Origin of the sequence: Paenibacillus sp. cl6col (assembly GCF_900102125.1) — a bacterium.
Lineage (GTDB): Bacteria > Bacillota > Bacilli > Paenibacillales > Paenibacillaceae > Paenibacillus_B > Paenibacillus_B suaedae.
This window is the reverse complement of sequence record NZ_FNAZ01000003.1, coordinates 419097-443337: the sequence shown is the minus strand read 5'-3', so window position 1 is coordinate 443337 and position 24241 is coordinate 419097. Positions and strand designations below refer to the sequence as shown.

The window sequence follows — 24241 nt, the reverse complement described above, 5'->3', positions numbered from 1 at the left end:
CTGAGCGCAGTTTTTTGTTGAGTGTCGCTATATGACGTTATATGTGCGTGTTCAAAAAGTCCACTTCATGATTTACTTCGTGATCAAAAGTGGACTTTTTGAACAACCTCTATATGACGTTAATTAAGCTTCGACAGCCAACCGGTACAGTGGCATTAACGTCGTGAACGTCTGCCTAGCAAGCTCCATAAAGGCCTCACCGTTCTGCAGCAGTGGATCATTCATCGGAACGTGGCGTCCAACTAGCCATTCTGCCGACTTGATATCCCGGAAGCGGGTAAGCTTGTCAGCCATCTCCGTCTCACTCAGATCTCCGATTTGGTCGGCGTCTTTCTTCATATGATCCATGGACAATACATAATTATTAGGGATGATGCTTCTAAGTTGTTTTTGGTCATCAAGCATCGCCTGCGCAATGTTGCGCTTGTTCGCCACCTCATAAATGAAAGCCAGCCAAATAAAGACATGATCATCGAACAAGCCAACCTGGAAATGGGGAAGGGATTTGTATCCGCGTTTGTTCGGCCCAATGGCAAGCCATGTATCCTTCGGTGGATTAACCGTACGACGAGCATGCTTCGCAATATGGAGGAACATTTCAGTTCCGCTTTGCATCGCTACATCACTAATTAGCTGTTCTCCAATGGTGCGGAATTTCGGTTGAATACGATCACGAATGGCCTCCATACGGGCATCAAGCCCCTCAATTGTAAAGGTTTCAAAATCTGAAGGAGAAAATCCAGAAAACGTCATTCATCTCTTCCTTTCTAAGCTGTTGTCATCTATACACGAGCTGGTACAGAAGTTATCGAAACTCACTTACTTACTCGCTCGGGAATTTAAACATCAAGTAGTCCGTGCATGTTGCCTGTGTCGAACAAGCAGTCACCCACTCAGTATATCATAATATATTGAGAATGTTTATCAAATTATAATTATTATATTTTGATGGAACAAGCCTCTTGTTTGGAAATCCAGTCAATAATCCAAGTTGATGAATCATATGATGGAATATACGACAAGGTAAGGAGGGATTGCCGTGAATCGCAGCGACGAGGTGGAATACTGCAACCTGGAGCTACGCTTTGACCGTCGGCAAATCCAGAACCTCATCCGTGATCTTATACAAGAAGGTTATTCCTTGTATTGGAGTGAAAATGAATCGCTATTTATCGTATCTATCCGAACAGGAAGGAAGTTGGTCAAACTTCGGTTCCAACGTATGGAGCAGCGCTACAAAATTGTCGGCGACTATACGATTCGGGATGAGAAGCTGGCTGACTTTATGGAAAAACTGATCGGCGATTCACGCGGGCATGCGGTCGTCAAACGGTTCAAAGATAGACAGATTTTTATCGAGAATATTTTGTTCGGCGAACGAATTCGTTTGGTTGAGGTCATAGGGCCGAAGCAGCGCGTATTGTATCAGAAGAGGCCTATTGTAACTACTGAGGAGATGATGCAGGCATTCTTATCCAATCGGGCAGAGCAGCGTATGCGTGTGCTGCGGCTCGAAATGGATTATGTGCTCGCGGAGCTGTTTGAGGCGATGAATGAGCAAAAAATAGCTGTTATAGAGAGATGCAAAGAGAAGCTGAATGAGCTTCGTTCCGAGATGATTCAGCTGGAATGGTAATTGTTATTCATGGTTTAATCACCCTCCCATCCGCCAAATGTATGGATGAATTGCAAGGGCGAGATGGTTGCAGGGTGTTTTGCTGTGCTGTACAATAAGCGTAATGCAAACTATATAAATTTATGGATAAAGGGTGGAACAACCATATGGCTAACAATCAAATCGGTGTCATTGGCCTTGCCGTAATGGGTAAGAACCTGGCGCTTAACATCGAGAGCCGCGGCTTCACAGTATCGGTATACAACCGTTCCCGCGAGAAGACAGATGCACTCATTGCCGAAGCAGTAGGCAAGAACCTGACTGGTACATATTCCATTGAGGAATTCGTACAATCTCTTGAAGCACCACGTAAAATTTTGATTATGGTACAAGCTGGACAAGCTACAGATGCAACGATTGAGCAGTTGCTTCCACACTTGGATCAAGGCGATATTATTATTGATGGCGGTAACGCTCATTTCCCTGATACACAGCGTCGCAGCAAGTACTTGGAAGAGAAGGGCTTCCGCTTCATCGGAACAGGCGTATCCGGCGGTGAAGAGGGCGCATTGAAAGGCCCTGCAATCATGCCTGGCGGCCAAGAGAGTGCTTATCGCTTGGTTGAGCCAATTTTGACAAGCATTTCAGCAAAAGTAGGCGGCGACCCTTGCTGTACATATATTGGGCCGGACGGTGCTGGCCACTATGTTAAGATGGTTCACAACGGCATCGAGTATGGCGACATGCAATTGATTTGTGAAGCTTATCATTTGCTTACGAATGTACTGGGTGTAAGTGCTGAGGAGCTTCACTCCATCTTCGGCGAATGGAACAAAGGCGAGCTTGACAGCTATCTGATTGAAATTACAACAGATATCTTCTCCAAGTACGATGAAGAAACAGGCAAGCCAATGGTTGACGTCATTCTTGACTCTGCCGGTCAAAAAGGTACGGGTAAATGGACAAGCCAAAGCGCGCTTGATCTTGGCGTGCCATTGTCCATGATTACGGAATCCGTATTCTCCCGCTTCTTGTCCGCATTGAAGGACGAGCGCGTTGTAGCGAGCAAAGTGTTGAAAGGGCCGAAGACCCCTGCATTCACTGGAGACAAGGAGGCATTCATCGAGAGCATCCGCAAGGCTTTGTACGCGTCCAAGATCGTATCTTACGCGCAAGGCTTCGCACAGATGCGTGCGGCTTCCGAAGAGTTCGACTGGAACCTTCGCTATGGTGAGATCGCAATGATCTTCCGCGGCGGCTGCATTATCCGTTCCCGCTTCTTGCAGAACATCAAAGAAGCTTACGACCGCGAACCAGAGCTGAAGAATCTGCTGCTTGATCCATATTTCCAAAATATCGTGGAATCGTACCAAGACGCTTGGCGCGAAGTCATCAGCACTGCGGTTGCATACGGCGTTCCTGTTCCAGGATTCGCAAGTGCACTTGCTTACTTCGACAGCTATCGCACAGAGCGCTTGCCAGCGAACTTGCTGCAAGCACAACGCGACTACTTCGGTGCGCATACATTCAAGCGTGTAGACAAAGAAGGAACATTCCATTACAACTGGATGTCATAATAGAGATCAAAAAAACAACGCCGAGCCCGCTTAGGACTTGGCGTTGTTTTTGCGTACGGTTGATTATTCGCATTCATTCATATAAACCGGATACAAGTTCAGCCAAATATTTGCGAATCCGATCCGATTCTTGCCCGTAACTGCTGCTGTACACGAGCAGAGAAGAGATTTCGGCATAGCTATGGAAGCGGCGAACCAATTGATTCGGCTCAAGCATAGCCCACTTGTCAGGATAATCTGTGAGCTGCTGCTTAATTACATTGAGCGCCCACACGATGTCTTCCCTGCACAATGGATGATTCGAATCCATAATACGAGCCAGGCGAACAGATGTGGAGCGCTGAATGGTCGATTTGGATGGATGCGGTTCTGGGACAGGCAATTGGGGCATGTCTCATTCACTCCTACATAAAAAATGGCACTAGACGATTACTTAATTTCATTGACGATGGCAGGGCTATTATTCATCTTTATGTTGAACTCCTTCATTTTATACCTATCACCATTGTCGAATAAAAGAAACGTGTGGTATCATGTGGGAAGTTTACCGTCATATTGGTCATCATCTGACCTACTCGTTCACGATGAGCCATTTGACTTAGAGAAGTGAGGCTGGAAATGATGCAGCATATTATTTTAATCGGATTTATGGGCACCGGGAAATCGACGGTTGGGCAAGAAGTTGCCAAGAAGCTGGGCTGCAGCTTTGCAGACTTGGATGCTGCTGTGGTCGCGCTAGAGGGACGTACGATTCCTGATATCTTTGCCTCTGATGGAGAAGCTTATTTTCGAGAACAAGAAAGTCATGTTCTAGCTGGAATATTGAACAGTCCGACAAGGCATGTCATTGCAACGGGTGGTGGCATTGTCCTCCAGGAGAGCAATCGAGAGCTGATGCGAAATGGAGGCTTCATCGTGCATTTAGCAGCAAGCAAGGAGACGATACTGTCGCGTGTGAAGCGGGATCGCAATCGTCCGCTGCTTCAAGGCGATGTGGAAGAACGGGTGTCTAAGCTCATGCAGCAGCGCGAGGGACTGTATGATTTTGCACATACAACAGTTCTGACCGACCATGAGACAGCTGTGCAATTGGCTGCTCGCATTTGTAAGCTGGTCGAAGGAAATTGTAAATAAAAGCCCCTAGCAGGAGGGGCGTGCAGATTATTTGGGGCGTTATTTAGAGGTGTGCTCCAATTGACTCCAGGCTAGCATTCCGCCTTCCATATTGACACAGCCCTCCAAGCCGATATGCTGCAAGTATTCGCATACTCGTTCGCTGCGATATCCGCTTCGACAAATGAAAATGATTTCTTCCGTCCGCTCGATTTCGTCGAGACGATCTGGGATTTCATTCATGGGGATATGCTTGGCACCGGGTATCATCCCGTGAGCGACTTCCTCATCTTCCCGTACATCTATTAAATTTAGTGCTTCGCCGCGTTCTAGGCGTTGTTTCAGCACAGCGACATCAATTTGAGCAATTGGATTCATAACGATTAGGCATCCTTTCTTATCTGGAATTCATTCGAGATAAGAGTTATTATACGTTGAAAGATAAAGGAGTGGAAGCGCATGGACGTAATCGTTCGATCAACACCAAAACTGCAAGGAGATATTCAGGCTTTATCCTCGAAAAACTATACGACACGCTATCTTCTTGCAGCTGCACTGGCAGAGGGGACAAGCACGATTTATTATCCAGCTCACAGTGAAGACAGCGATGCGATGCGCCGCTGCCTCCGTGATTTGGGTGCCAAGCTGGTTGAGGACGAAGAGAAGATTGTCATTACCGGCTTCGGTAAGCATCCAACATTGAGTAATTCTCATGAGCTGAACGTAGGGAATGCAGGAGCGGTATTGCGCTTCTTGATGGGCACAGCCTCTCTGCTGGAGGAAGTGAAGTTTGTTAATACGTATCCGGATTCCTTAGGGAAGCGTCCACACGACGACTTGATTACTGCACTTGAACAAATGGGCGTAGCGATTGAGCATCGGGAAGGCAAACTTCCGATTACGATCCGCGGTGGGAAACCACGTGGAGGGAAAATCAAGGTGTCCGGCAATGTGAGTTCGCAGTATTTAAGCTCGCTATTGTTCTTGGCTCCGTTGCTGGAGGAAGACAGTGAAATTGAAGTAGTAGATGATTTGAAATCGAAGGTTGTCGTTGGACAGACGCTTGAAGTGCTTGCGGAAGCGGGCATTCGGATCGAGGCGAGAGAAGATCTGATGTATTTCAAGATTGCCGGCAACCAACAATATGAAGCGAAGACCTATACGGTGCAAGGCGATTATCCGGGCTCTGCAGCAGTTCTCGCTGCAGCGGCTGTCGTTGATTCTGATGTGATCATTCGCGGATTGACTGAGGACAGCAAGCAAGGAGAACGAGCCATTGTCGATGTGCTCCTCATGATGGAAGTACCACTGCAGCATGAGCATTCAGTCGTTCGAGTCCAAGGGAATCGCAAGCTGAAGGCCGTTGAGATTGATGGTGACGTGGCAACGGATGCAGTCCTCGCTATGGTGGCTGCTGCGGTGTTCGCAGAAGGTACATCCCGCTTCTATAATGTAGAGAATTTACGCTACAAAGAATGTGATCGGATTACCGATTATCTCACTGAACTTCGCAAGGCTGGAGCGAATGTGGAGGAGCGTCAAGCGGAGATTATTGTTCATGGACGCCCAGAAGGCGTTACAGGAGGCGTAGAAATTAACGCTCATTATGATCATCGTGTTATTATGGCATTGACGGTAGTTGGCTTGCGCGCAGAGCAGCCGATTCGAATTAAGGATGCTCACCATGTTGCCAAGTCGTATCCGCAGTATTTCGATCACCTGCGTGCGCTGGGGGCGCAAGTAGAATGGGTCGAAGAAAATGCGTAATGCATGATACTTTTGCTTGACATGTACAGCATAATGTATTGCATGATATGTAATGTATGATACACAATGATTGATAAACCAGCAGTATGCTGTCCATTGGAAGGGAGTTGTTACGATGAGTTATCAGCATCCATCGCAAGAGGCGATCAAGGAGCTGCTGCGAAGCAGCACAAACATTGCAGTCGTCGGACTGTCAGACGATCCAACTCGCGTGTCCTATATGGTGGCGGAGGCAATGCAGCGCAAGGGATACCGCATCATTCCGGTCAATCCGAAGGCGGAGAGCATCCTTGGAGAACAATGCTATGCTTCGCTGCGAGATGTACCGGATCATATCGACATTGTTAATGTGTTCCGACGCAGTGAATACTGTGCGGATATTGCTCGTGAAGCTGCGGCTGTTAACGCAGGGGCAATTTGGCTGCAGCAGGGGATCGTTAGTGAAGAGGCGGCTGCCATTGCAGAAGAGCACGGAATGACTGTCGTGATGGATTTGTGCATTAAGGTACTGGACTCGATTTTATTGCCGCATGGCAAGGGTGAGTCTGCTTCCACATAAAGTGTAAAGACGAAAGCCGGGCATTCCTAGTTGCTGCTGCGATGAAGGGGTCCGGTTTTTCGTGTGATAGGAGATAGAAGTGGCTACGAGAGAGGGACGCGGCTGTAAAATGCTTTGACAACAAAGCGTGATGCCCTTACCATTCTTGGTAGAAGGGAGGATGTGCATTGAATCAATTAGGGCGATTGCAGCAATTGTCGCGTGCGCTCATGCAGCCGCTAATCGCACTCCCCGCCGCCGCGCTTGCGATAGCAATCGGCAATTTGCTTCACAGCGCAGGTTTGACGGATACTGCGGTACTATTTGAACTGACAGGGAAGACGGTGTTTGCTGTTCTTCCTTATATTTTCGCAGTCGGGGTTGCACTTGGACTGTCCAATAATGCCGGTGTAGCTGCACTATCGTCCCTGCTTGGTATGTTTATTTTCAGGCAGCTGCTCGTCCAATGGCAAGCTACATTCGAGCCAACGATCCTCAACGGCATCCTGTTTGGGGTAATGGCAGGCTTCTTGCATGAACGGTTCAAAAACATAAAAATGCCAGAATATTTACAGTTTTTTGGCGGCCCGAGATTCGTCATTGCGATTACGATTATGGCTTCAATCCTGCTTTCCTGGCTGATGAAGCTGTTCTCGCCGATTTTACAGCAAGGGGTCATGTTTCTTGGCCAGGAGCTGCTTGCGATGGGAGGATTCGGGGTATTTCTATACGGGGTTCTGCATCGGGTGTTAGTGGCATTTGGATTGCATCATCTGCTTAATAACGTATACTGGTTCCAAATCGGCTCCTATACGAATAGTGAAGGAATGACCTTCACTGGAGATTTGCCGCGGTTTTTCGCTGGAGATCCGAATGCTGGCATCTATATGGCAGGCATGTATCCCATTATGATGTTTGCACTTCCAGCAGTCGCACTGGCCATCGTGCATGAATCACGAGAGGACTTGCGCCCGAAGGTGCGCAAAACCTACTTTACGGCTGCCTGTGTATCATTGTTGACCGGGATTACCGAGCCGATTGAGTTTGCCTTTTTGTTCGCAGCGCCGTATCTATTCGTTGTCCACGCGCTGTTAACCGGAGCTGCGATGTGGCTGACCGCTGAGATTGGTGTGAGACACGGCTTCTCCTTCTCAGCAGGAGCGATTGATTATGTGATTAACTTCCACCAAGCAACGAAGGCGCTATGGATTATCCCGATTGGAATCGTATTCGGATTCATTTATTATGTGGTGTTCCGCTTTGCCATTCAGCGATTCCAAATTCCGACGCCAGGCAGAGTTGACGGTTCATTGCTTGATGATATGGCAGGAGATTTGCTGCCGAGGGTGCCGCTTATTATTCGGGCGCTTGGGGGTAAAGATAACATCATTGATCTGCAGGCTTGTATTACGAGATTGAGATTAAGGGTTAAGAACGATAAGTTGGTAGATCGTCACGCACTTCGTGTTATCGGTGCAGCAGGGGTCATTCGTCTTGGGGGAGGACATATTCAAGTCGTATTTGGAACCTACTCGGAGCTGATTAAGGACGAAATGGCGAAGCGCCTGCAGCGTGATCCGAACCAAATCTGGTTCGTAGCACCCGTACAGGGGCGGATGATACCAATCGAAGAAGTGCCGGATACGATATTTGCCAAGAAGCTTGTTGGCCATGGCGTAGCTTTTTATCCGGATAAGGGAGAGCTTGTATCGCCTGTGCGCGGACGCATCCGCCACATTTACCCTACGATGCATGCGATCGGCATTGAAACGCCGGAAGGGTTAGAAGTGTTGTTACATATTGGAATTGAGACGTCATCATTGAATGGCGCCGGTTTTCAAGCAGTAGTACAGGAAGGTGATGAAGTGAAACCGGGACAGCTGCTCATAAAATTCGATTTGCCGGAAGTGAAGAAGCGCTGTAAATCGCTCGCGACACCGATGGTGATTACGAACTCAGACACTGTCGCTTCGTGGAGTATAGCGCCATATGCGCCTGTTCGGAAGGGACAGACTTCAGTCATGTCAGTCATTATGCATGAACACGCGGTTGGAGGTGCAAGCCGATGACACAGAAAGTCCAAGGTATCGGTGCATCCGCAGGCATTGCCATAGGCAAGGCATTCGTATTGCCGACTTGGGAGTGGGATGTTCCTGAGGAAAAGATGGATCCAGCCGACTTAGCGCGTGAATTCGAACGATTGTATGACGGAATCCGCTCCTCGAAGCATGAGATAGAATTTATTAAGAGTGAAATTAAAGAAATGGTTGGCAGTGAAGAATCCAGCATCTTTGATGCGCACCTGGCCATTCTGGAAGATCCGATCTTCATGAATGAGATTCAAGGGATCATTCAGCGGCAGTATAAAGCTGCCGAGGTTGCGGTGAAGGAAGCGATCGATCATTTCGTAACGATGTTCGATCTGCTCGATGATGAATATATGAAGGAGCGGGCGCTGGATATCAAGGATGTCGGCAACCGACTGCTCAAGCATTTGCTGGGTGCACCGGAAATTACACTTCCAACGGACACACAGCCGTATATTCTTGTTGCGAAGGAGCTGTCTCCGTCACAGTTGGTTCATTTAAATCCGAAGAATGTGCTTGGCATTGTGATGCTTCAAGGCGGGAAAACCTCGCATTCGGCCATTATGGCTAGAGCGCTGGGCATTCCTCTTGTGCTTGGACTGGAAGGGAAAGTTGCGAAGCCGATTCAGACCGGGGATACCGTCATTGTCGATGGGGAATATGGCATCGTACATATTGCTCCGCCACAAGATGTGATCACTTGCTATGAAGCGCGGCGTGATGCCTATGTACAGGAAGCAGACGAGCTGCAGAAGATTGTATCCCTGCCAGCTGTCACACTCGATGACTTCGTTGTTCAGCTGGGGGCGAATATCAGCTCCACACGTGAGCTGAATATTGCCGATCAGAATGGAGCGGAGGGGGTTGGTCTCTTCCGTACCGAGTTCATGTACATGGATCGTTCATATCCGCCTTCAGAAGCGGAGCAGTTTACGGTTTATCTGGAGGCGGCAGAGCATTGTAAGGATAATTCGGTGATTATCCGCACATTGGATGTAGGCGGAGACAAACCAATGGATTATTTGAATCTGCCGGAAGAGGATAATCCATTCCTTGGGTATCGGGCGATTCGCATTTGTCTCGATCGGCAGGATCTGTTCAAGACGCAGCTGCGGGCGATCTTGCGGGCAAGCGCACATGGCCCGATTATGGTCATGTTCCCGATGATTACATCGGTGAATGAGGTGCAAGCGGCTAAGTCCATATTGGAACAGGCCAAGGCAGAGCTGCGGGAAGAAGGACTTCCATTCAATGAAGGGCTGCCGGTAGGCATTATGATTGAGGTTCCTGCCGCTGCGATGATTGCCGATCAGCTGGCGAAGGAAGTTGACTTCTTCAGTATCGGAACGAATGACTTGGTTCAGTATACACTAGCCGTGGATCGGATGAACGAGCAGATTGCACATATGTATGATCCTTTCCATCCAGCGGTGCTGCGCTTGATTCGTTATACGGTTCAGGCGGCGAAGCAGGCAGGCATTATGGTCGGTGTATGCGGTGAAATGGCAGGGGATCCGCGGGCGGTTCCGATTTGGCTTGCACTTGGCGTGAATAAACTAAGTATGTCCTCACGCTCCATTCCACGCGTGAAGGCGGCAGTTCGCCGTTCGACGGTGGAGCAGTGCAAGCGTATTGCAGATAGTGTGTTCGAGTCCGGAACGAAAGAAGAGATTGAGATGGTGCTTGAACAGCGTTAATAGGAGATCCTTTCAAGGAGAAATACCATATACAAAAAGGCATGCCTTAGTACCGAAACTAAGGCATGCCTTTTTCGCATGAAGCGGGATATCCATTTACTTCTCTGCAAGCTTGTCGCAGAAAGCTTTGCCGTAGGCAGGCAAGTCAGGCGGTCTTCGTGCAGATACGAGGTTGCCGTCTACAACAACTTCTTCGTCAAGCCATGTGGCGCCTGCATTTTCCATGTCGTCGCGAATTCCCGGTGTTGATGTCACTGTGCGACCGTTCAAGATTTTTGCAGAGATAAGCACCCAGCCAGCGTGACAGATTTGTCCGACAGGTTTGCCGGCTGCATCCATTTCCTTCACTATGCGAAGGGCGTCGGCGTAGCGACGGATCTTATCCGGTGCCCACCCGCCAGGGACGAGTACGCCATCATATTGAGTTGCATCAATATCTGCATAAGCATAGTCTGAGGTTGCAGGAACACCATATTTGCCGATATAGGTCTTGCCGCGCTCTAGACCTACCAGATGCACTTCAGCGCCTTCTTCGCGCACACGGTGTACCGGATACCACAATTCTAAATCTTCAAATTCTTCATCTACAAATGCAACAATTCGCTTGCCACTTAAACGCATGAATGTTGTCCCTCCTTCGTATGGTTATAGCAGAGCTTTTCACGGAGCCTCTCCTATTTCTTGCAGTTCTCTCAGAGAATTGGGATTTTTCCCATACAATGTCCATTGTCTCTTTTGCCATTATGACCTACGATCATAGACAACAGAATATCGCGTGTTGTCCACCTATTATTTAACCATATTGCCTGCAAAAAGCATACATGGGCATGTACGATTTGCCTTGGCAACGTGATATTCCTCATTGAAAAAAGAAAAACGACAATCGATCCGCTGTTAAAAGTGTAAAAAAATACATATCCACGCATGGAAGGAGATTGTGGAGCGTAGTCGAATATTAGGATAACCCAAAATCGAAATACAGAAATCTGCACAAATTTGCAGCAAGAAGTCATAAGGTTCATCTAGAGATATGGTAAGACTACCTTGTATGTTCAGGGGTGAATGATATGTATACAAGATGCATTTGTGATCATTACATGGATATTACCGTTCGTACCGTTGTACATGCGCGTACAATTCATATCCACCGCGTTCCGGTGGTGACTTGTGTGAGTTGTGGGCGTTCGGAACTGCTTGCTTTTGTCAAAAAAGATGTAGCCGCTCTCATACACAGCCGCATGGATATGATTGCTGAGAATCCACTTGCACTTGGGAAAGCTCCTCTGCATGTGTCCTTTGATGAGCAGAATGAGTTGGCCAGTGTCATCGTATCCTTGCTGGATGAAGAAGAAAGCGATGATATGCTGTCTCGATTGGAATGCCGCATTGCAGAGCGTGTCAATCAATTGCTTGATTTGTATTTATTTGCTCGAACATGCAATGACACGTTATGGATGGATGAGCTGCAATGTAGATTAAAGCAGATTTCCGGTTTTAGTTTTGAGTCATATCGGGTTAAAATAAGTTAAAGCGCATTTTCATAGATCATTGCTTGGAATATGAATGATCTTCTCATACATGACAGGGAATATATATCGAAGCATAGGAGGCACTACGATGGAAGCAGTTACGACGATGGAAGCATTGGAATCACTAATTGAACGGTCGAAGGAGCAGACAGTTATTCTATTCAAGCACAGCACACGCTGTCCAATTAGCGCACATGCGGATGAAGAGATGGTGAAGGTAGCTGAGGATTTCGAGCCACAAGGGATTGCTATAGGCCGAATACTGGTTGTGGAAAATCGTGATGTCTCGCTCGCGTGTGCGGATATGCTCGGCATTCAGCACGAATCCCCTCAGGTCATCGTATTGCGGGATGGGGAGCCAGCATGGAATGAATCGCATCATGCGATACGATACGACAAGCTGGAGAGCGTCCTTGGGCAATAAACGGTAAATAATGACAAACGGTAGCTGATTTGCTCGTGACATTGCGAATTTTCTGAAAATAGCGTATCATTAACATAATATCAATGGTCGCAACAAATTTATCGTTAATTGGAGAGAAGGATCGTGACGGTAACTATTTATGATGTAGCAAGAGAAGCGGGCGTCTCGATGGCCACCGTTTCCCGGGTTGTCAATAACAACCCGAACGTGAAGCCGCAAACGCGTAAAAAGGTATACGAAGCGATTGAACGTTTAGGTTATCGCCCGAATGCAGTTGCACGCGGACTTGCGAGTAAGAAGACGACAACCGTTGGGGTTGTCATTCCTGATATTTCGAATTCTATCTTTGCCGAAGTAGCGCGCGGTATTGAAGATATTGCCAATATGTATCATTACAATATCATCCTGTGCAATGCGGACAAGAAGAAGGAGAAAGAAATTCGGGTTATTAATACACTGCTGGAGAAGCAGGTGGACGGACTGTTGTTCATGGGCGGAGTTGTTACGGAGGATCATGTTCAAGCATTCCGTACCGCTTCGGTGCCGATTGTTCTCTGTGCAACTACAGATGAGCATGGCATTATCCCATCGGTTGATATCGATCACGAGGCAGCAGCATTTGATGCCGTAAATACGCTTATTCGCCATGGACATCGCGATATTGCGATGATCAGCGGTACGCTTCAAGATCCTGCGAACGGGTTTGCTCGTTTCCAAGGATATAAGCGTGCATTGGAAGGCGCGGGCATCGAATACAAGGAGGACTTGGTTCGAATCGGCAACTACCGCTATGAGTCCGGCGTAGAGGCGATGAAGTACTTCCTCGGCTTGAAGAAGCGTCCGACGGCAATCTTTGCCGCAACGGATGAGATGGCTATCGGTGCAATCCACTGCATTCAAGATGCTGGCTTGAAGGTGCCAGATGACTTCTCTGTCATCAGTGTTGATAATATCCGTATGGCGTCTATGGTTCGTCCGCAATTGACAACAGTAGCTCAGCCAATGTATGACATTGGAGCGGTTGCGATGCGCTTGCTGACGAAGCTGATGAAGAAGGAAAATGTAGAACATTCACGTGTTATTTTGCCGCATGAGACAATACTTCGTTTGTCTGTAAGTGAAGTATAGGGTTATCGTTTGGTGCATGTGAATCAATAAAGATACCGTGTTGGTATATACGCAAGGCCCCATGTATTGGGGCCTTTTGTATGATTATAAAGATGATATACATACAGGAGGTAGGTCTCGATGACAAATGCGCATGAAGCGGTTATTGGTATAATTGGGGCGATGGATGAGGAAATCGAATTGCTGCTTCAGGCAGCTAAGCCTGTAGAGCAAGTAGATGTAACGGGATTGCGTTATTACAAAGGCTCGCTTCACGGCAAGCATATCGTGATCTGCAAGTCTGGAGTCGGCAAGGTGAATGCTGCTGTCACCACGCAGGTGCTCATTGACCGCTTCCATGTATCGAAGGTGATATTCACGGGTGTAGCAGGTGCGGTTCATCCAGAGCTGAACATTGGTGATATTGTCATCTCGACATCGTGCATGCATCACGATATGGATGTCACAGCGTTAGGCTTTGCTCCAGGGATCATTCCATTTCAAGAGACTTCGCAGTTTATGGCGGATACGGGTCTTATTGAACTGGCAGAACGCGCGTGTGAACAGCTTGTTCCAGGCCGATATCGCAAAGGTGTCGTGCTATCAGGCGATCAATTTGTTGCAGATCGGGACAAAGTGCGTCAACTGCATGAGACGTTCGCCGGATCGGCTTGCACAGAGATGGAGGGGGCTGCTGTAGCGCAAGCATGCTTCATTAATGAGATTCCGTTCGTCGTTATCCGCTCAATGTCGGATAAGGCAGACGGCTCTGCTCATGTGAACTTTGCTGAATTCACGGTGGAAGCGTCGCATCGTTCCCATCAAATTGTAGACAGCATGCTGCAAGGACTTACGGTCTAATTGCGAAATCATAGCCTCCAACAGATAAATAGAGCGGCGCAAGCAGTCCCATACATCGGACCTGCCTGCGCCGCTGCTCGTTCTATCGGATATATTCAAGTGCGAGCTCCTTGGCACGTGCATTACGATCTTCGATAATGCTGCGCCTCGGCATTGGCGCCCACTCTGTGGCATCATCGTGCCAGGTATGCGGGAGAGGCACAGGCGATTGCATCGACCACTTCGCTAACCACTGCTGCGGCAATGGCTGCTGGGGGTGGTTCTGTAACGAATGAGCCAGTGGATGCTCACTCATCTCCAGCCACAGCATGCTCCAAGCCCGCGGTACGACACGCCAGATGTCATAGCCGCCGCCGCCAACGGCAACCCACTTGCCATCGCAGTATTGATGAGCAAGCCGATGAATGATACGCGGCATTTCACTGTAGATACGGGTACTGCAATGCATATGAGATAATGGATCGAGTGCATGAGCATCACAGCCATGCTGGCTGATAATAATGTCTGGCTTGAATGCCGCGGCCGCACTTTGCACGGTTTCAGTGAAGCATTCCAGCCAAGATTCATCCTCCGTATACGGCTCCAGAGGAACATTGACACACGCGCCGAACCCTTCGCCGCCGCCACGTTCATGAACGAAGCCGGTACCAGGGAACAGAAACTTCCCTGTCTCGTGGATGGAATAAGTGAACACATCCGGGTTCGTATAGAAGCACCATTGAACGCCATCTCCGTGATGGACATCGGTATCCACATAGAGGACACGTGCTTGGTACGTTTGCTGCAGCCATGCAATTGCAACAGCTGCATCATTATAGACGCAGAAGCCCGCTCCCTTATCGCCGAACGCATGATGAAGGCCGCCGCCTAAATGCAGGGCATGCTGTGATTTTCCAGTCATGACAGCCTCGCATGCAGCGATGGAGCCGGCAACTATCGCACATGCCGCTGTATGCATCCCTGTGAAGTAAGGGGTATCCTCGGTATGCAGGCCGTATTGTGCGGCACGGGCTACCCATTCGGTTGATGGGTTTGGATCGCTGAGATGCTTCACTGCGTCGATATAGTCAGCGCGATGAATGAGGGGCAGCCAGCGTTCGGTATCAGAGGCTTGCGTCTGAAGGCGAATGACAGCGCCTTCATCTAATGCTTCGGCGTACTCTAGCAGGTCATGCGTCATGGCAAGCCGCTGCTGATCGAATGGGTGATCTGCATTAAATCGATAACGGAGGGCTTCCTCATGCATGAAGTATAGGGCCTTACCTGACATGTCCAACATCCCTCTCTACAATACTAGTACATGAACCGCTGGCGGAATCGGACGCGATCGAATTGCTCCTCTGACGCTAACGGGACGTCCTTGCCGATGCGGACCATAAGGCAGTTGGCAGGGTGGGAACAAATTTCAGGATCATCCGTTGCATACCAGATCATACCTACGGATTCCATCAATTTCTCCATCATCTTACGATAGTCCCATACGTTCATCCGGGTGCCGTCTAAATCCCAATGCCAATAATATTCAGTCGTAAATATAATATAGCGTTCCATCTGTTCATCTTCAAAAGCCGTCGATACCATGCTTCTGCCAAGGCCCAGCGAGCGATAATCCTTGGCTACCTCGATGGCGCCAAGCTCAATGAGATCATCCATTCCCCCATCTGACCAGCGCTCTAGTTCATCAGGGTAATGGAAGGTGACATATCCGACGATGGTAGAGCCTTCCCTAGCAATAATAATGCGTCCTTCCGGCAAATCCGCAATCTCGATAAGTGCTTGTTGCTGTTCTGCTGGCCTGCGGAATGCCTTCAGATCGGTGTGCATAGTCAAGGTGCGAAGAATATCGGAACGTACGGGGCCTTCGACGACGACAACTCGTTCTCGTTCCGTATGAGGAATAACATGAGCGTAGTATCTCTTTGGATGTTCCACACCGAGCAGCTCCTTTCGTCTCTTCCATTCCGTTATAGCAAAAAAAGGTTGATTTGAAAAGGAAAAGAATAGGCGAAAAAGAAAACGTATGCTATAATGATTTTGCCTTAAAGTTCATGATTTTTTCCCTTGACACCACGAACTGCATCATCGTCCTTTAGTACAGTTCTTCATGAAAGCGATTTATTGCGCTTAGGCGTGAATAGTGAAGCATGAATAAAGAATGAAAAAGATATAGGAGGATGGAACAATATGGGTAACGTGCAGGGAGAAATTATTGCTGCTATAGCAAGCAATCCGAACATGAGTGACTATGAACAATGGTCGGCCGATTTCAAATGGGAAGACGTAGAGAAGCAATTTTCATGGTATGAGACAGGTAAAGTGAATATGGCTTATGAAGCGATTGATCGGCATGTTGCGAACGGGCGTGGTGATAAGGTAGCGCTCTATTATAGCGATGCTGCGCGTGATGAGTCGTATACGTTTGCTGACTTAAGCCGCAAGACGAATCAGTTCGCGAACGTGCTGCGCAAGCTTGGCATTCAGAAGGGAGATCGTATCTTCATCTTCATGCCGCGTACGCCTGAATTGTACGTCAGCTTGCTAGGATCATTGAAGGTCGGTGCGGTCGTAGGTCCACTGTTCGAAGCATTTATGGAGACAGCGGTTCGGGATCGTCTGGAGGACAGCGGGGCGGTTGCGATCGTGACGACGCCATCGCTCGTTCATCGTGTTCCTCGCTCCGAGCTGCCAGCATTGAAGAATATTGTTCTTGTTGGCGAGGGCGTAGAACAAGAAGAAGGTATAGTGGATTTTCATGCAGAAATGTCTACAGCGTCCGAGGAAGCTGAAATCGAATGGCTGCAGCGCGAGGATGGACTCCTTATTCACTATACATCTGGTTCGACAGGGAAGCCGAAGGGTGTATTCCATGTTCACAATGCTATGTTGCAACATTATCATACTGGCAATGTTGTACTAGATTTGAAAGAAGACGACGTATATTGGTGTACGGCAGATCCGGGCTGGGTAACGGGGACTTCGTATGGAATTTTCGCGCCATGGCTGCATGGGGCTACGAACGTTATTCGCGGCGGACGCTTCAGTCCACAAGACTGGTATGCGACGATTGAGAAATATAAGGTATCGGTATGGTACAGCGCTCCGACTGCATTCCGCATGTTGATGGGTGCTGGAGATGACGTGATTGCGAACTTTAATTTATCGAGCTTGCGCCACGTCTTATCCGTCGGTGAACCACTTAATCCAGAAGTTGTTCGCTGGGGAATGAAAGTATACAATCATCGGATTCATGATACTTGGTGGATGACAGAGACAGGCGGGCAGCTGATTTGCAACTACCCAGCAATGGCCATTAAGCCTGGTTCCATGGGCCGTCCTGTTCCAGGTGTAGAAGCCGCAATTATTGATGATCAAGGCAACGTGCTGCCTCCGTTCCGTATGGGGAACTTGGCAATTCGTACGCCGTGGCCTTCGATGATGCGCAAGGTGTGGAACAACCCTGCCAAGTATGAGGAATACTTCCGTCTGACTGGTTGGTATGTGTCAGGTGATTCTGCCTATATGGATGATGAGGGCTACTTCTGGTTCCAAGGCCGTATTGACGATGTCATTAATACCTCAGGTGAGCGTGTTGGGCCTTTCGAGGTAGAGAGCAAGCTGGTAGAGCATCCGGCAGTTGCTGAAGCAGGTGTTATCGGCAAGCCTGATCCAATGCGCGGTGAGATTATAAAGGCTTTCATTTCTTTGCGGGAAGGCTATACGCCGTCAGACGAATTGAAGGCGGATATAGCGCGGTTCGTTAAGGAAGGATTGTCTGCACATGCGTCTCCTCGCGAGATTGAGTTCAAGGATAAATTGCCGAAGACACGCTCAGGCAAGATTATGCGGCGTGTGCTTAAGGCTTGGGAACTGAACCTGCCAACAGGTGATTTATCAACGATCGAGGACTAATCCCTGAAATCTTGTTGACAAATCCATAATCGTGGGATATTATCCCAATAGCGAAGCGAATCTGCAACGCGAAACGACAAGTACAATAGAATGGACATAACATGTTACCGCAAGGGCATTCGTTATGGAAGTTCAGTCGCTATGTGACTGCCTTCTTAACGTATGCCTTTTTTTGTCGTTGCACCGTTATCGCGAATTCAATCCATGTTGACGGAGAGGGGTATATCCATGAACGGAATGCATCACAAGTGGGGCAGGTCCTTACTGCTGCTTATCATTAGTGCACTTGTCTTAATGATGGCAGCAGGTTGCAGCTCGGGCAGTCAGAAGAATGGGGAATCGAATAACGGAAGCAGTGGAAAGACAACGGAGCAAGTACAAAACAACAACAGCGATGCAGGCAAGACAGATTCATCTGGCGGTGAGGTGTCCGGTGATTTTGAAATTCAGTATTTCGTCGGCGGATATGGGGATCAGGGCTGGAAGAAGATTATCGCTGAGTTTCAGAAGAAGTACCCAAATGTAAATGTGAAAGAGTCAGCAGGCCCGAAAATCAATGATCAGATGAAGCCGCGCTGGATTCAAGGCAATCCTCCTGACTTCGTCTACATTGACGGTGCGGGCTCAAATGCAACCCAAATGGTGCAAGATGATCAACTGATGGATTTGACCGATTACTTTAAAGAGGCTAAGAACGCGGACGGCAACAAGATTTCAGAGGAGCTGCTGCTGAAGCCAATCGATTACAGCGGCAAAACGTATACAATTCCATTTGTTTTCGGTTCCTGGGGAATTTTCTACGATAAGAAATTCTTTGCAGACAATGGCTGGGTGGAACCGAAGGATTTCGACACTTTTATGAGCGAAGCGAAGAAAATCAAGGAGTCTGGCAAGGTCAATGCACCATTTATATTTACAGGCAAGTATCCATACTATTTCCAAAGTGGTGTGATGGATTCCGCATTCGTCGTGAACAACAACAACGATACTTCGATTCTGCTGGACATGTTCGCTTTGAAGGAAGGCGTATTCAAGAGCGAGCCTGTGAAGAAGGCATTGGAGCAAATGGTGCAAATGCGTGATGCAGGTCTCATTGATCCTGCTTCAGCCCCAATTAACCATATCGATTCGCAAATGCTATTCTTGCAACATAAAAATGCGTTTATCCCGAATGGACTCTGGCTCGAAAATGAAATGAAGAAAGATGTTCCGCAAGGTTTTGAATTCGGTTTCATTCCATCTATAACTCAAAAGCCGGGCGGAAAATTTGTAGCCATTCCATTTACGGCTACGGTTGGCATTGCGAAGAAGGCGAAAAATCCAGCAGCCGCTAAAGCATTCCTTGAATTTTTGTTCACGAAGCAATCTGCCATTACATGGGCGGAAGAGACAGGTGCACTGGGCAACTTGAAGGCAGATTTGGAAAAATCCAATGCGAGTGGGCTGTCCAAGACAGCTATGAAATTTTATAGCTCAGACAATACCATTGTCGCCCCTTACATTGAATTGAATGCGGACGTGGATAAGGTGCGATCAGACTCCACACTCTCGCTTATGATGGGCAGCATTACTCCAGATGAATGGATGGAGCGTATGGAGAAGGCTGCTGCGAAGGCAAGGAAGTAAAGTGTACAGCGGTTAAGAGAGGATGCATGCGTGAACAGACGTATGCATCCTAATCCGCATCGACAAATTGATGAATGGAGAGCGATAAGGAGGGGGTTGGTTGAACAAGATGGTGCCTGCACAAAAGACTCCTGTTAAGGGGGATGTGAGCGGACGGGTCGGCCTTTCATGGAAGCGAAAGCGCCAGATCTTCATGTTCGTATTTACCGTACCTACGTTGTTATTTTTCTGTTTATTTATGATATATCCGATTTTCCACGGACTATATTTCAGCTTCACAGATTGGTCGGGAGGATCGGAGACGAAGAACCTAATCGGTATTGATAATTATCGCGAATTAGCGAATGATCCGATTATCGGGAAGGCCATTCTGAATGACTATTTCTTCGTATTCTGGAAAGTAGTTGGCATTGTTGGGCTGGGGGTCTTATTCGCGGTGCTGATGACTCGCTTTCGGATCCGTGGGAGCGGGTTTTTCCGCTCGGTGTTCTTTATCCCGAATATTCTGTCTGTCGTTGTCATTGGAGTGCTATGGAATTATATATATAACCCAAGCATCGGATTCTTGAATTCATTTTTGTCATTGTTCACGGCGGATAAGGTTCAGACGCCATGGCTTGGAGACCCAAATCTTGCGATGTGGATGCTGCTTCCTCCAGCAATATGGGCGGGTGTAGGATTTGTTATGATTCTAGTTATCGCGGGAATCTTGAACATTCCGAAGGATTTATATGAGGCGGCCAGCATCGATGGCGCTCAGGAATGGCAGCAGTTCTGGCGCATTACGATGCCGCTTACGTGGGAACAAATTAAAGTATCGATTTTATGGGTTGTGATGACGACGTTAAATGGATCATTTGTTATCGTATGGATGATGACCGAAGGTGGCCCGGATAATGCGACACAGGTCATGGGCTCGTACTTGTATCAGATGGGATTCCGCCAATTCCATTTCGGCTATGCTTCTGCGATAGGCGTACTTATTCTAATTCTGTCGCTCATTACGACGTTGGCGCTTCAGCGGCTATTGCGCAGAGATGCAATTGAAATGGCTTAACTATTTCGACTGGAAAAGGAGAGGGCGGCCTATGGAATCCATGCAGCAATATCCTCGTAAGCGTTCTTATATGATGGTTAGAGCTTTGATGTATGCATTACTAGGGATATGGACGTTACTCGTCATTTATCCGCTGCTGTGGTCCATCCTTGGCTCGTTCAAGACGAATCAGCAGTTCCTGCTAAATGCGCCATGGAGCTTGCCGGAGTGGCCGTTTGAATGGGCTAATTTTACAACAGTATGGAACAACTATCACCTAGGAACGTACTTCATGAACTCGTTAATTGTTACGGTTGTAAGCACAGTGTTGGCTTTGCTGCTTTCTTCAACGACATCATATATTATCGCTAGATTTCCGTTTCGCGGCAGCATGGCACTGTATAATCTATATTTGTCCAGTATGATGATTCCTCTTATTCTTGGATTGATACCGCTGTTTTTTCTACTTTCCAATCTGCATCTAGATAATTCTCTCCTTGGACTGATTCTTGTTTATACGGTGACTAATTTGCCTTTTGGTGTATTTGTACTCGTCGGGTTTTTCCGTTCAATGCCTAAGGAATTGGATGAGGCAGCTTCCATCGACGGAAGCTCGCATTATGGGGTCTTCTTCCGTATTATGCTTCCACTTGCCAAGCCTGGACTCATCTCTGTCGGTATGATGAACGTATTGAACATTTGGAACGAATATATTATTGGTACAGTGCTGGTGAACGATCCTGAGAAGTATACAATTCCTGTCGGCATCGCAATCATGCAGGCAGAGATGCAGTATCGGACAGAATGGGGGCCGTTATTCGCGGGATTGCTGCTCTCAATCATCCCTGTGCTGATTTTATATATGATCTTCCAGAAGCAGATTACAAGCGGCATGATGGCCGGAGCGATAAAATAATGCAGCATCCTAGCAGCTAGGTAAGGGGAGCGGTGTTGCGAAATGAAAATGATGACGTATATGCAGCAAATTGGCCGATCGCTGATGATTCCCATTGCAGTGCTTCCCGCAGCATCAATATTAGTGCGGATTGGAGATATCAAATCCAGTATTCCGTGGGTGGACGCAGCAGCAAGTGTATGCAAATTAGGCGGGAACGCCATTTTTGATCATATGCCGTTATTTTTTGCGGTTGGGGTAGCGATCGGATTAACATCAGGCCAAGGGGTTGCCGCCTTGGCTGCTGCTGTTGGATACTTCGTATTTACCAATGTCATGAAGCATTTCGAGAATGAAATTGCCCTCGATACCGGAGTGCTTGGCGGGATGCTGTGCGGCGCAATTGTAGCAATATTGTATGAGCGCTATCATGACATTCGGCTGCCGGCAGCACTCGGCTTCTTCGGAGGCAAGCGCTTCATTCCAATCATCTCTTCACTGGTTATGGTCATTGTTGGAGTTGGAGCTGGTCTTATTTGGCCCGCGATTCAAGAGGCCATTCGTGATGCAGGTACCAGTATCATGACCGCGAAGGGCTGGGGAGCGGGCTTGTATGGCTTGTTGAACCGATTGCTCATACCTACAGGATTGCATCATATACTGAACAATATTGCATGGTTTCAAATTGGAGAATATGTAACAGATGCAGGGACGATAGTACGAGGGGATTTGTGGCGGTTCCATGCTGGCGATCCTACGGCGGGAACCTTTATGGCAGGTTTTTTCCCTGTTATGATGTTTGGATTGCCGGCCTACGCACTCGCAATCGTCCGCTCATCTCAATTGCAGGAACGCAAGCGTATCGCTTCGATTATGCTAACAGCTTCGCTGACAAGCTTCCTGACCGGAATTACGGAACCGCTTGAATTCACGCTTATGTTGACGGCGCCTGTCCTCTACGGGATACATGCGTTGTACACTGGTTTAGCGCTCATGCTCGCAGATCTCATGGCCATACGAGCAGGGTTTGGATTTTCAGCGGGCTTTATCGATATGTTCATATCGTGGACGAGCGTAAAGGATACTTTGCTCTTACTGCTGCTTGGCGTCCTCTATTTTGGATTGTATTATGCGACTGCGACTATCGCGATCCGGATGTTTCATGTCCACGCACCTGGCCGAGAGGAGGATCGGGCGAGCGGGGCAACAAGCCCGAGCCCGACTGCTAGAACGCAAGATGATGCAGATGCTCTATTGGAACGGTTGCTTGGCTATATAGGAGGAATGGGGAATATTCGCTCTGTTGATGCGTGCATTACTCGACTACGGCTGCAGCTTGAAGATGAATCCAAGGTAGATGAAGTAGGAATTATGTGTCTTGGTGCATATGGCATGATGCGTGTAGCCAAGGGTCACATTCATATTGTGATGGGGACGGATTCGGAGCTGTTGCGGGAGAAGATTGAGCGAAGATTAAGTGTATCGGCATTTATTAACGGTTAGCGGGCACATTCTCAGTTATCCATCAGCTGGGCAGTTCGATTCTTGGAAGGGGAGAGCGGATGATTGAACGAAAGATTGTTCATGTCCTGTCGCATAATGTGGTAATGGCCAAACTATCCAATGGGAAGAACTCCATTGCCTTTGGCAAAGGGATAGGCTTTCAAAAAAAGCCTGGGATGGAGGTAGATGCATCTGATATTAAACAGGAATTTTTGCTGCACACAACGGATGTGCTGGAGCATTACGAGCATATTCTGCATGCGGTTGATTTCAAGATTATTGGTGTGGTCGAAGAGGTCATCGCTTTCGCTCAGGGGCATTTAGAAGGGGATTTCTCGGAGACGATTCACTCTGCACTCGTTGATCATATTAATTTAGCGATTGAACGCTGCAAGCGCGGGCTTGTCATTAGCAACCCGTTTATGTTCGAAATTCAGCACTTGTATCGAGATGAATATCGAGTGGCAGAACGAGCGATTGACTATTTGAATGATCAGCTGAAAGTGAACTTGCCTCAAGATGAGGTTGCTTTTTTGGCTATGCATTTCCACGGTGCACGAAGGGGCGGTAAGGGCAATAAGTCAGTTGCAGAATTGAAGATGATATCGAGGGTACTGGAGGAAGGAAAGAATATTGGGATAGACTTTGACGAATCACTTTCTACAGTCCTGTTCATCGGACATCTGAAGGGACTCATAGATCGGGTACGGGCAGGGAAGACACTAAATAATCCGCTTCTCGTTCAGATTCGTGAAGAGTATGAAGAAGCCTACGAGAAGGCTGTGTTATTAGCAGGTTGGATTGCAGAAGGGCTGGAGAAGACGGTTCCACCTGAAGAAATCGGATTTCTTACAATGCATTTGGAACGGCTTGTTCAACGGAAAAATGTAAGCATATAAATGTGATTTTGCATGTAGCAATGACAAGAACATACAGAATGAAAAAAAGGGGGCGTCC

At 47.9% G+C, this 24241-nt stretch carries 23 protein-coding genes; 17 read left to right on the top strand and 6 right to left on the bottom strand.

The window, feature by feature from the left end:
• Positions 1–123: 123 nt before the first annotated feature.
• The gene (locus BLS15_RS10030) at positions 124–753 is read right to left on the bottom strand and encodes a YktB family protein (protein ID WP_021256706.1); all 630 of its coding nucleotides are present in this window, start codon (positions 751–753) and stop codon (positions 124–126) included.
• A gap of 286 nt (positions 754–1039) precedes the next feature.
• On the opposite strand from BLS15_RS10030, the gene BLS15_RS10025 reads away from it, so the two are divergent.
• Together BLS15_RS10025 and gndA are read left to right on the top strand one after the other, a co-directional pair.
• Positions 1040–1636, top strand: coding sequence for a hypothetical protein (locus BLS15_RS10025; protein ID WP_021256705.1), 597 nt, complete (start codon positions 1040–1042; stop codon positions 1634–1636).
• A 146-nt stretch (positions 1637–1782) separates the two neighbouring features.
• Positions 1783–3192: an NADP-dependent phosphogluconate dehydrogenase gene (gene gndA, locus BLS15_RS10020; protein WP_021256704.1), complete on the top strand. Its 1410-nt coding sequence runs from the start codon at positions 1783–1785 to the stop codon at positions 3190–3192.
• Between the two features lie 73 nt (positions 3193–3265).
• Here the strand turns inward: gndA and BLS15_RS10015 are convergent, their stop codons facing one another.
• Positions 3266–3583: a hypothetical protein gene (locus tag BLS15_RS10015; RefSeq protein ID WP_021256703.1), complete on the bottom strand. Its 318-nt coding sequence runs from the start codon at positions 3581–3583 to the stop codon at positions 3266–3268.
• 227 nt (positions 3584–3810) lie between these two features.
• On the opposite strand from BLS15_RS10015, the gene BLS15_RS10010 reads away from it, so the two are divergent.
• Positions 3811–4326 carry a shikimate kinase gene (locus BLS15_RS10010; protein ID WP_036592430.1) on the top strand — a complete coding sequence of 172 codons (516 nt, stop codon included), beginning with the start codon at positions 3811–3813 and terminating at the stop codon, positions 4324–4326.
• A gap of 39 nt (positions 4327–4365) precedes the next feature.
• Here BLS15_RS10010 and BLS15_RS10005 read toward each other — a convergent pair whose 3' ends face one another.
• Complete coding sequence (locus BLS15_RS10005) at positions 4366–4683, bottom strand: rhodanese-like domain-containing protein (protein ID WP_021256701.1); 318 nt, start codon at positions 4681–4683, stop codon at positions 4366–4368.
• Between the two features lie 81 nt (positions 4684–4764).
• On the opposite strand from BLS15_RS10005, the gene aroA reads away from it, so the two are divergent.
• The 4 genes from aroA (at position 4765) to ptsP (ending at position 10394) form a co-directional block, all read left to right on the top strand.
• Entirely contained in the window at positions 4765–6072 is a 1308-nt protein-coding gene (aroA, locus tag BLS15_RS10000) for a 3-phosphoshikimate 1-carboxyvinyltransferase (RefSeq protein WP_021256700.1), read from the top strand.
• Between the two features lie 115 nt (positions 6073–6187).
• Positions 6188–6631, top strand: coding sequence for a CoA-binding protein (locus tag BLS15_RS09995; protein ID WP_021256699.1), 444 nt, complete (start codon positions 6188–6190; stop codon positions 6629–6631).
• Positions 6632–6798: 167 nt separating this feature from the next.
• Positions 6799–8679 (top strand): glucose PTS transporter subunit IIA, encoded by a 1881-nt coding sequence (locus BLS15_RS09990; protein ID WP_021256698.1) that lies wholly within the window; start codon positions 6799–6801, stop codon positions 8677–8679.
• The gene (ptsP, locus tag BLS15_RS09985) at positions 8676–10394 is read left to right on the top strand and encodes a phosphoenolpyruvate--protein phosphotransferase (protein WP_021256697.1); all 1719 of its coding nucleotides are present in this window, start codon (positions 8676–8678) and stop codon (positions 10392–10394) included. Before BLS15_RS09990 ends, ptsP begins: the two co-directional genes overlap by 4 nt.
• Positions 10395–10490: 96 nt before the next feature.
• Here ptsP and BLS15_RS09980 read toward each other — a convergent pair whose 3' ends face one another.
• A complete protein-coding gene (locus tag BLS15_RS09980; protein WP_021256696.1) occupies positions 10491–11015 on the bottom strand; it encodes a type 1 glutamine amidotransferase domain-containing protein in 525 nt (174 codons plus the stop codon).
• 446 nt (positions 11016–11461) lie between these two features.
• On the opposite strand from BLS15_RS09980, the gene BLS15_RS09975 reads away from it, so the two are divergent.
• The 4 genes from BLS15_RS09975 (at position 11462) to BLS15_RS09960 (ending at position 14315) form a co-directional block, all read left to right on the top strand.
• Entirely contained in the window at positions 11462–11923 is a 462-nt protein-coding gene (locus tag BLS15_RS09975) for a hypothetical protein (protein WP_021256695.1), read from the top strand.
• An 88-nt stretch (positions 11924–12011) separates the two neighbouring features.
• Positions 12012–12347 (top strand): bacillithiol system redox-active protein YtxJ, encoded by a 336-nt coding sequence (gene ytxJ, locus BLS15_RS09970; protein ID WP_028531252.1) that lies wholly within the window; start codon positions 12012–12014, stop codon positions 12345–12347.
• 123 nt (positions 12348–12470) lie between these two features.
• Positions 12471–13475: a catabolite control protein A gene (gene ccpA / locus BLS15_RS09965; RefSeq protein WP_021256693.1), complete on the top strand. Its 1005-nt coding sequence runs from the start codon at positions 12471–12473 to the stop codon at positions 13473–13475.
• A gap of 120 nt (positions 13476–13595) precedes the next feature.
• Positions 13596–14315 carry a 5'-methylthioadenosine/adenosylhomocysteine nucleosidase gene (locus tag BLS15_RS09960; RefSeq protein ID WP_028531251.1) on the top strand — a complete coding sequence of 240 codons (720 nt, stop codon included), beginning with the start codon at positions 13596–13598 and terminating at the stop codon, positions 14313–14315.
• Positions 14316–14397: 82 nt separating this feature from the next.
• On the opposite strand, the gene BLS15_RS09955 is transcribed toward BLS15_RS09960, so the two are convergent.
• A complete protein-coding gene (locus BLS15_RS09955) occupies positions 14398–15585 on the bottom strand; it encodes an acetoin utilization protein AcuC (RefSeq protein WP_021256691.1) in 1188 nt (395 codons plus the stop codon).
• A 23-nt stretch (positions 15586–15608) separates the two neighbouring features.
• Entirely contained in the window at positions 15609–16247 is a 639-nt protein-coding gene (locus tag BLS15_RS09950; RefSeq protein WP_021256690.1) for a GNAT family N-acetyltransferase, read from the bottom strand.
• Positions 16248–16499: 252 nt separating this feature from the next.
• Between BLS15_RS09950 and acsA the strand changes: the two genes are divergently transcribed.
• The 6 genes from acsA to BLS15_RS09920 all read left to right on the top strand — a co-directional run bounded on the left by acsA (position 16500) and on the right by BLS15_RS09920 (position 24183).
• Entirely contained in the window at positions 16500–18224 is a 1725-nt protein-coding gene (acsA, locus tag BLS15_RS09945; protein WP_028531250.1) for an acetate--CoA ligase, read from the top strand.
• Positions 18225–18452: 228 nt separating this feature from the next.
• Positions 18453–19850 (top strand): extracellular solute-binding protein, encoded by a 1398-nt coding sequence (locus tag BLS15_RS09940; RefSeq protein WP_081819787.1) that lies wholly within the window; start codon positions 18453–18455, stop codon positions 19848–19850.
• 109 nt (positions 19851–19959) lie between these two features.
• On the top strand, positions 19960–20907 hold the full coding sequence (locus BLS15_RS09935) for a carbohydrate ABC transporter permease (protein ID WP_051250043.1): 948 nt from the start codon (positions 19960–19962) through the stop codon (positions 20905–20907).
• Between the two features lie 31 nt (positions 20908–20938).
• Positions 20939–21802: a carbohydrate ABC transporter permease gene (locus BLS15_RS09930; RefSeq protein ID WP_021256686.1), complete on the top strand. Its 864-nt coding sequence runs from the start codon at positions 20939–20941 to the stop codon at positions 21800–21802.
• Between the two features lie 42 nt (positions 21803–21844).
• Positions 21845–23284, top strand: a complete 1440-nt coding sequence (locus BLS15_RS09925) for a PTS transporter subunit EIIC (RefSeq protein ID WP_028531248.1) — start codon at positions 21845–21847, stop codon at positions 23282–23284.
• Between the two features lie 59 nt (positions 23285–23343).
• Positions 23344–24183: a PRD domain-containing protein gene (locus BLS15_RS09920; RefSeq protein WP_021256684.1), complete on the top strand. Its 840-nt coding sequence runs from the start codon at positions 23344–23346 to the stop codon at positions 24181–24183.
• Positions 24184–24241: the final 58 nt, after the last annotated feature.